The organism is Pantoea phytobeneficialis, assembly GCF_009728735.1.
Taxonomy (GTDB): Bacteria; Pseudomonadota; Gammaproteobacteria; order Enterobacterales; family Enterobacteriaceae; genus Pantoea; species Pantoea phytobeneficialis.
In genome coordinates, this window is record NZ_CP024636.1 from 1,151,182 (window position 1) to 1,160,704 (window position 9,523).

Annotated in this window: 5 protein-coding genes and 2 pseudogenes; 1 reads left to right on the forward strand and 6 read right to left on the reverse strand. The window is 41.8% G+C overall.

From position 1 onward, the window contains the following. Nucleotides 1–230: 230 nt before the first annotated feature. The 6 genes and pseudogenes from CTZ24_RS05210 to CTZ24_RS05235 form a co-directional block, all read right to left on the reverse strand. Entirely contained in the window at nt 231–2,129 is a 1,899-nt protein-coding gene (locus tag CTZ24_RS05210) for a response regulator receiver domain (RefSeq protein WP_208724986.1), read from the reverse strand. Next, nucleotides 2,122–5,091, reverse strand: a complete 2,970-nt coding sequence (locus CTZ24_RS05215; RefSeq protein WP_208724987.1) for an ATP-binding protein — start codon at nt 5,089–5,091, stop codon at nt 2,122–2,124. The genes CTZ24_RS05210 and CTZ24_RS05215 overlap by 8 nt, the downstream gene beginning before the upstream one ends. Continuing rightward, nucleotides 5,088–6,233, reverse strand: a complete 1,146-nt coding sequence (locus CTZ24_RS05220; RefSeq protein WP_208724988.1) for a DNA cytosine methyltransferase — start codon at nt 6,231–6,233, stop codon at nt 5,088–5,090. The genes CTZ24_RS05215 and CTZ24_RS05220 overlap by 4 nt, the downstream gene beginning before the upstream one ends. A 463-nt stretch (nt 6,234–6,696) precedes the next feature. Then, nucleotides 6,697–7,764 (reverse strand): annotated as a pseudogene (locus CTZ24_RS05225) (helicase RepA family protein). An 81-nt stretch (nt 7,765–7,845) separates the two neighbouring features. Next, nucleotides 7,846–8,223: pseudogene (locus CTZ24_RS26835) on the reverse strand (toprim domain-containing protein); the annotation flags it as partial. 79 nt (nt 8,224–8,302) lie between these two features. Further along, nucleotides 8,303–8,977, reverse strand: coding sequence for a hypothetical protein (locus CTZ24_RS05235; protein WP_208724989.1), 675 nt, complete (start codon nt 8,975–8,977; stop codon nt 8,303–8,305). Nucleotides 8,978–9,319: 342 nt separating this feature from the next. Between CTZ24_RS05235 and CTZ24_RS05240 the strand changes: the two genes are divergently transcribed. Beyond that, nucleotides 9,320–9,523, forward strand: a 204-nt coding sequence (locus CTZ24_RS05240) for a transposase (RefSeq protein WP_208724990.1), incomplete at its 3' end; no start/stop codon positions are given.

Below are 9,523 nucleotides of genomic sequence, written 5' to 3' on the forward strand. Positions count from 1 at the left end.
AGAAGGGCTGATGATCCTCTTTAGTGCGGACTCGTTAAACTAAGTTTACCGTCAATTGCATGCTAGTAGTGAATATTCTAAACTTAGAAAAAATTGTATGTATGCTTATGTATCATAAATAGTTAATTTTGAAATAATAGTTTTAGCATGTATTTCTGGGGTGATTAGGAAATTATCACCGCCAGTAATACATGCTTTTTAAGTGCTGCCGACTTATAATTGTAAATTATTTACAATGATGGCGATACGTACCCAAGGCCGATTCGACTGACACTAACACCAACGCGTTGAATATAATTTAGCGCATATTCATATCGCAATTTTGCAATTACTTCTACTTCTTTTTTTTCACTCTTTATCTTTAATCCATCAAGCTCAAGTTGTAACTCTAGCAGAGAAAGTTTTCCATCCTGAATTACCGCTCCTTGTTGTGCTACGAATGTACGCCACTCAACTTTCTGAATCGCTGGAGTTGAGGAATCTTCTTTTGGCGACTTGATACCAAGTCCTAATATGTTTCCATCATATTCAACATAGCAGTAAGAACCACTATTAATATGATGTGCTGTTAGTTCATTTGGGTTTGTAACTTTTTGTAATCGTATTGCAGTGAAAGGTCGTAAACTAACATCATTACCTTTCTTGAATGCGATTGTGCTTTGACCTGGTTGTAAGTCGCAAGCTGGTGTTGCACAGACCCACCAAGTATCATCCAATTTAAATACATGTCCGCTATCTAATTGCTCTGTATTTACTTTTCCCAAAACATCCATTCTTGATGGAAGGCAGCAAACGTAACGATTATATTGGCTAATGGCTTTTTTATTGTCGGCATCGTTATCTAAGTTGACACGGTAATGATCTTTGAAAGTGAATCCTGTTTCTTCATCTACAGAGAAAATCTTTTTTCCGAAATCAGCAACATTTTCTTCTACTAAGAATGACAACATTTCAGATTGACGTGAAACATGGTCTTTTAAATTGTAATGACGAAGGAGTTGTAATTGTTCATGGGGAAGCCCTTCCTTTCCTGGTTTAAGTATGGTTTCGTAGAATTTTGCAAGTGCATATTTGTTTTTTAAAGATGCATCCTCTACTTCTGCACCTATTCTACTTATTTCATCTCGATACTTCGCTGATAAAAGGCGAGATGGTGTAGGCTTCCAATCGACAAGAGCATGTTCAAGTTCGGCTAAAAGGTTTTCAGGGCCTTTTTTTACAAAACACGCAAACCCGCGCGAAGTTCGCAACCATTTACAAGCATCAGAAACATTCCACGATAAATCTTTTGGTGGGTTTTCCGTAAAGTCAGCTAGATATTTTTTTTCAAAGGTTCGCATTGCCCAGTGAAAGAAGCATTTTTTTTGCGAACCAATTAAACTTAGCTCATTTGACCATTCAGCTAGACTCGCATAAGCCCCTCTTCCTTGCATGAAATCACTTATAGCCTTTTCTTGACCTCCATCTGGGTGACGTGCTTGAATATATGAAGCCATGTCGAGTTTTTCTTCGATGAGACCACGATCAAATTCATCTGCATTTTCTTTCTCAGTAATTATATCATCGAGGATATTTATTTGAGCAATACATTCTGCATCGTAAAGTGATGTACGACTTCTCATTAAAGCACGAAGGGATTCATACATGGCTTTATCTAGCTCTTCGCTAGTATGGACTACTACTAAATTGAAGTGCTGATTATCCAATACAGAAGAAAGGATTTTTCTGGCTATATCGCCTCCTGTACCTGTTTCTGCACCCTCTAAATTGTAATCTAAAATCAATAAATCGGATTGATGAAGGTGATCAGCAAGTTGTCCTGGAGTCTCACTGCCTGCTGTTTTTTCTGTAGAGCTCGAAGAAACGCCATCATGAATATCAATAATAAAGCCCGGATTTTGACTGCGAAATTCTTTTATCAACTTCATGACTTCACTTGCAATCACAGATTCTTGCCATTTCTTGCTTTTTGACCGAGCTTCTATTTGTCGAGAGTTATCTTCGCCAGCAATTTTTGAATTAAATATTTCTTCCCACGTTGGGTATTGATCGTCAATGATTAATACAGAGCGCAGCGGAGATATAAATGCTTCGCGAACCAAATTGTTAAAAGTATTTGCCTCAGCCAAAATTGGCCCCCTTGAAATTAATCACGAAATTAGCGCCTGCCAATAGCCTAAATTTACGATCTGTGGCGTACTCAATAGAATGGCCACTGGCCATTAAATTTACCCGGCAGAGATATAGCCCAATACCTCTGCCTCCACTGGATTTTCGAGTGAAAAACATTTTAAAAAGATTTTCCTGATCAACCGGATTTATACCGGGTCCATTATCAGAAATAATTACTTTGTCGTCTAAAATTGAAAGATAAACCTCAGCATTTGGAGTGCTAGATGTCACTAACCAATAGACACTATTGTTCACTAGGTTCACAAAAACAGGATATATCCGAGATGGTTGATCAAATATTGAGAATGCTCGGAATTCTTTCGAGGCGTGTATTTTTATTGCTCGGTTATGTAAAACTGACTCAAAAAAACTGATGATATAGTCTTCAATATCTTTACCGAAAATTTGCCGGCGCGTTTTGTTTCCTGACACCTTCAGTGGTGATAAAAACTCAAGTTGTTGACTTAGTGCCTCAAATCCTTCAACAACCAGATTAGTACCAGGAATATCTCCGATTGTACGGATTTTCCTGATACCTTCCCTAACCATACGCTCATTATTGGTCAGTTCATGGCCTAAGATTTCTACTGTAATACCAAGTTGGGCAACTTGATTGAGACGGTTTAAATCATCACGCAAAGTAATATTGTCTGCCGTACCTTGCCGGGCTATCAGTTCAATATTGATATTTTCGCTCATTAACTCAAGTGCATCTAAATATGATTGGAAAGTATCCTCGTTCTCCATATCAAGCTTCGTGTATATTGCCTTCATCTGTTCTAAAGCTTGATCGAGACCAAGAAGTCCTATCCGGACCTGATCAACTAATGGCATAGCTTCGAGATGAAAAGCCTTATTACGTTCATCAAAGAGGGTTGATACTCGGTCTCGTTCTGCTCCTTGTAGAGTATCAATAGATTTACGCCAAGATCTTAAACGCGCTTGTAACTTGCTGGCATGACTACTGAGCTGTTTTTGAGCAATATCTTCTGGTTTTGCAGGATTGATGCTCTGAATTGCGTCTGCTCGCTTCTGTTCTAGAACGTGAATACGCTCCAACATTTCAGTGTACATAGTTCTGAATGTTCTATAATCATCTTCCGCAGAGCCAAGCTTTGCGGGCGCGCCGACTACTCGTAAATCGGCTAAACGCATACTCAACTCACTAATCAACGTCTGGGTATTATCCAAATCCAGTTCATTGTTAATATGGATGTTAGCATTTATTTTCTCTGTCTCATTAACCATTGAAAATAAAATCGGCAAGTTTGTATTTAGTCGTGAGCGAAATTTTTGTGCGTTCAGTTTCGCAAGTTCTTTGCGTTCTTTTTCAGCTCTATCCTTTTCATTTTGAGCTCTAATATCAGGGAGTAGTTCTTTTCGAAGGTCGGAATTACTGCCGAAATATTCGTAAGCAGCACGCTTGAGTATGTTTTTTACAACCTCTCGAAGCACTTTAGTAGCACGGTTATCAATAAAACCTTCTCGCCCAGCTTTGTCACGTAAGTTTGGGTTCAACTCTCTTGAAATTGCGATCCGTCCAAACATACGTCTAGCATTCCAATATTCTCGACCAGCATTAACGCTACGTTGCCTTTCAATCTCAAAGAAGTCGTTAGTTTCACGCCCATAAGGCAGAACGCGCAATCCGTTACGAAAGATCAGGAAACCACTATGTTGCTTAGCAAGTCCCAAAAAGCGAGTGAAGTTCTCATTAGAAAGGGTTGAACTATCTCTCATTAGTTCGAATGTTGCTATATGAAGACTGAATGGCCCAATAAATGTGGTAGGCCCTTTAGGGATAGTTAAATCTTTAGGAGGATAAATTACATAATCTGTTCCAAGCTTTCTCCATTCTCCAAAGGCTTTTACTTGGCCTCTAAAAACACCATATTCATCAATGTTTCCAGATAAAACGTGCTCCATTTCTTCTGTAACTTCGCGGTTAATAGCTTCTCTGTCATTTTCAATGATGGTTGATGAGAACGTCTCCGACCATGTCTTCACTTCATATGAAAATCTAGGGTCAAACGCATTGAACTCACTGGCATCAGCTGCAACATAGGGATCAGTAAATGCAGAAAGGGTACTGAAAAAAGAATCTCGAATATTTTTAATATTTGAATCTAATTCGATAGAAGGTAATTGCGCTTTGAGATCATAGTTGATGTCAGAAACAATTAATGCAGTACCATGCTGTCTTTTTTCATTCCAAACCAACCAAGGTTCAAAATGGCGTTTTTCGAATCGTGCATTGATGATTGTGTTAGTTATTAGTTCGGATGGCTTTTTTGCTTCTGGATCATCCTCCAATATAACCCGATCATAAGTTTCCCAAGCAAGCTTGAGCCGATTGGCGCGTTTTTCGTCTGAAATGTTACCAGAAATATTATCTTTCAAACGTTCGAATAAATCTGGTAGCAACTGAAAGAGATCAGTCCTTTCAGCGAATTGGGTTACAGGTATTTCAATATCAGATAAGACCAAATAGGGATTTTCAAAAATGCGCCAATCAATAAGTGCAGCAACGAAGTCTGTTTTTTTTCGTTTGCTGACAATTAAGAGAAGTGGTCCAAGATTTGCTGAAGACAGCCGGCCAATCCCCTTTTGACCCTGCTTGGTTCGTTTTGGCAAGCCATCTCTGTCATCATCATCTGAAGTATTTGTATCGTATTTTGAATCTGTGCCTACCACGAGCCAACGATTGATAAACTCATCATAGTTCATGCCGTGGCCGTCATCGAAGACGGCTGCTACCGGCTCAGGATCATCGAAGATATGGAGGCTTACGTCGCGTGCATATGCATCATAGGCATTTTTCCAAAGCTCCGAAATCGCTGTGGGACAGTCGGCGATTTGCTCGCGTCCTAAGTGATCAACCGTTCTGGCTTGTGTACGAAAGGCAAGAGTCTCAATCATACTTTCTCGATTTGGTATTCTTGGACGCACGAAAGGACATTAGCATGCGTCTGGTCTAAGGTTTTATCAATTAAATAACTTTTAATATGTTTGATCAAGTACTTACCTAGCTCAACAGGAACAGCGTTACCAATTTGTCGTCCTGCCGCAGTTAATCCCCCGGTAAAGGTGAAATTATCTGGAAATGTCTGGATTCGGGCTGCTTGCCGCAATGTTATGCCATGATGTTCGGTTGGATGTACGAAACGACCTTTTGATGGATTAATACATGCAGTAGTCATCGTTGGGGCGGGTTCAGCAGGATCAATTCGACCATAAACATCTTTGTGCCCATCATGTTGTTCATGGCATGGAAGAATTCGTCCTGAATCTTTGCGACTACCACCATTCGGTGGTGTATTACTAAATGCTTCAATCAAATCAGGCCCATGGTTCATATGGATGTCATTTTCATCATTAGCTGGGGCTGGTTTAAAAACATTAGCGCATGGTACCCACAGTTTCTGTCCAGATTTAACTTTTCCGGGTGCAGAGTGAGTTGCTTGAGGGGGCCATATAAAATTTTGCACATCTGCTGCGTCTCTGACACCTAAGATGAAAACCCGTTTTCGTCTTTGCGGTACACCAAAATCTCTGGCATCCAATACAACAGGTCTGAAAACGTGATATCCAGCCTTAGAGCCTTCCTCGTAAAACTTTTCGAGAAATTCTTTATGACGTTCCCATAGTATACCTGGAACATTCTCCATGAGGAAAACGCGTGGGCGAAATGCTTTAACAAAACTAAAGTATGAAAGAACCAACTGGTTACGTGGATCATTGACCCCGGCATCAAGTATTCGATGCGTCGAGAACCCTTGGCATGGAGGTCCTCCCAAAAGAAGATCGCATTGAACATTTCCAAGAATTTCATCACGTACTGACTCGGGAACGTACTCAAGTATGCTTTTATCTAAAACCTTTGCATTTTTTGCCGCATCATACTTCAGTATGTTTTCTTTGTACGTTTTTACAGCATAGGCGTCATTTTCAATAGCAACGGCAATTGTGCAACCAGCCTGTACAGCTGCAAGTGAGAACCCTCCTGCACCTGCGAATAGATCGATGGCAATAGGCTTAATTTCACGATTTTTTTTATTCATTCGAGTGTTAACGCTCAACTGAGTTTAGTTTGTTGATCAGTTTATGGGGTGGTCATTTCAAACACAATGTTAGCGAAACAGCCTGGGTAACTTGTACAGCTCATCAGCTTCAGCTCCGCAGTTTGTGCTAAGCGGCCCAAATGTTTCTTACATGAAGTCTAACAATGGGTTCTAAGGTAAGGAAGCTTAAATAACCGGTTTCAAAATGGATGGAACGAAGATGCTAGACGTTAGTTTTCAAAGATGTCTGTTTAAGTGGCAAGAACCCAAAACTTCCCCCACTTAGCCCCCACTTTGCAGGTGTTTCACCGTTCCCCCACTTCATTTTTTGGTTTTTTTGTAACCTATTGTTTATTATTGGTTTTATTATCCTCCCCCGCTTGGCGTATATATACAGGTGGGGAGTGGGGGAAATCAGCTCAAAAAGTGATGACTGATACTTCTTCCCCCACATGTGCCCCATTTAATCCCCCACTTTAAGACCCTGACAAAGTGGCCTGACAAGCTCACCATCGCAAATTATCAGACCGTCTCTTACTAGTTTTTCCAGCCAGCGGTTGAATTTCTTGGAAACGTCGAACCCCATTTTCCTCATGTCATCACGAAGCAAAGCACGAGTGCATGGTTCACCGTTGGCAGTGCGCAAACGAATGGCTTTCCAGAGCGCCAAATGGTTTTCAGTCAAACGTGAAATTCCAGCCAACTCAGCATTGCCTTCATCATCCGACTCATTGACCGGTCTTCCTTCATCCTTCAGGACAAGAGAACTGATCTGATCGCCATCGTTATCGATATAGAGATCGACCGGAAAAAGGTCGTATGCCTGCCGTGGTGGTTCCTCGGCATCTTTCATCTTGGTGCAACTGAGGATTAGCGCACCACCTTCACCTTCCCGACGCACGTTAAATTCAACATCCAGAGCCTCCCTGAACGCACTGGAACTGCGCGCGCCTCTGTCTTAATCCTTACCGGAATGATGAATAATCAACACGGTGGCCTGCGTTGCTGCCTTGATGAAGTCACAACCCTGAATAAACGCGCCCATATCTTTCGCCGCGTTTTAATCGGAACCGCCAAAGCAGCGGGCGAGGGTATCGAGGATAATCAACCTTACCGGCATGCCGGTTGCGGCTTTAACGTCGTTGGCCGCTTTGATCACCTGTTCAACGCTTTCCGGGTTGGCAGGGAAGATGGCACAATCCACGCGGTACAGCGAATCGATAGGGCTTCCGCCGTTCAGCGTTTCCCCCCATGCCTGGATACGGCGGGGAACACCGATACCGCCTTCACCAACCACGTAAATAACCGCACCCTGTGTCACCGGCTTACCTGCCCAGGGTTTCCCGGTGGCGATATGGCATCCCCAGGATACCGCCAGGAATGATTTATATGATCCGCTGGCACCATAGGCGCTGGTGACGGATGAGCTAGGCAGATAACCTTTAATCAAATAGTCCTGCCGGGTATCGAAACCATCAGAACCTTTGCGCAATGGCAACGCGGTACTTAACTCCATGTAAGTTTGCTCCATGCGGGTGAGTGGGATTTCAGTACATTCAGGTTGATACATCTGTTCCTGAAAGGCAGTTTTGACGGCATCAATGCCGTACTGCTGGCGATAATCATCCCAGTCGCAGGCAATTTCGCCGGGTGGGAAAGATACCCAGCCATTCACAGTCCGAGCAGCCTGCACTGCCTGCTCCATACCGGTATTTGCAGAGCCATCAGAATGCAGGTCATGATCGCCCGCCAGGATCATGCAGCTTTCGGGATAACGGTTTTTCAGGGCCAGCGCGACATTACGCAGGTTATTGGCCGACATCGCAGCAACCACCATATTGTTAGCCACCTGGCTGAGGGTTAATGCCGTGGCGTAACCTTCAGTAATGACGATGTTTTTGGTTTCGTGGGATGTGTTGAGCGCGATAAACGCGCCTTTTATCTGCGAACCTGGCAGCAGCCGTTTTTCTCCTCCCGCATTGATCAGCAAAGTCTACTTATTGGTAATAGATTGACTGTTCCTGGTAGGTACATTTATTAGCGTAGCTGCTGATGTTAACGCTTAACTTTTATCCGATGTCCCCATGAGTTGTTGTGTCGTCAGGTGCTTTCAGATATTCATTGAACTCATCAATATTAGTCTTTTTTAGTAACTGTTTAGTGTATTTCACTTCAATATCATCAGGCATTATCTTTGCCCACCAGTAGAAGAAGAACCCAACTTCAAGGATAATAAATGAGCTGAATAACCAATTCAGATTTATGGATGGAGATGTTTTGAAGATGATGCTCATGTAAATAGTGAGGAAAACAAGGGCAACGGATAACAGGATACCTGTTGACCTTCTTTTTGTGAGTGCACGGTCATTGAGGTGAAATTCATTTCCGTTGCCTTCAACAAAAGGCACGGTTTTATGTAATCCATGCATTTCTTCCTCTGTACACTTTGAGAATAAATAGCAATATAGATTTCCATATTTATCATTTATCAGATTGGTTGCGATTTTCACAGCACGATATTTCATCATTCTTTTTATCATGACCATTTCTTTTGAGTCTGCATATCCAGACTCTTCGAGCAACTTTTTAGCAAGATTTAATTGCTCAGTTCTATGGGTGGAGTATTTGAATAACAACTCAAAAAGATCTTTGAATTTTAAAACAAAGATAACGACAAAAACAAATATGATGAAGTCGATATTAATCTTCTGAATCTTATCCCATATTGAAAAAATATCATCCATAAAAACTCTCCAATATATGTTAGTGACTGTTGGTTTTAAGAAGTCGGTATGTGCTGATACATGGGTGAGCACAATAAACTTATATATAGCACGAAAGTATGTGCGGGCACCATTGGCATAAAATGATATGACCATTCACCTCGTGCTTTACGATACAGATTTTGAGTTATGAAGTTTCTCACCGAGGAAGTGTAATAAGCAGTGGGATGTATTCAGGATCGTAACTTGACGTTGTAACTGGTTGTACTAACTAGATTAGCCCCTTAGATCACCAGACACTTCGCCTCTCTTAAAATAAGAGGTAGTCTTGGAACTATGTTTAACACCAGTCAGAATAATAAGATGGTTGAAGTGTTATCAGGACCTGAGCGACGTCGGCGTCGTACTCCGCAGGAAAAAATTGCCATTATTCAGCAGACTATGGAACCGGGCATGACCGTGTCTCACGTCGCACGACTGCACGGTATCAATGCTAATCAGATCTTCAAGTGGCGCAGGCAATATGAAGACGGCTCACTGACCGCCGTGACCTCAGGCGGAGAAGTC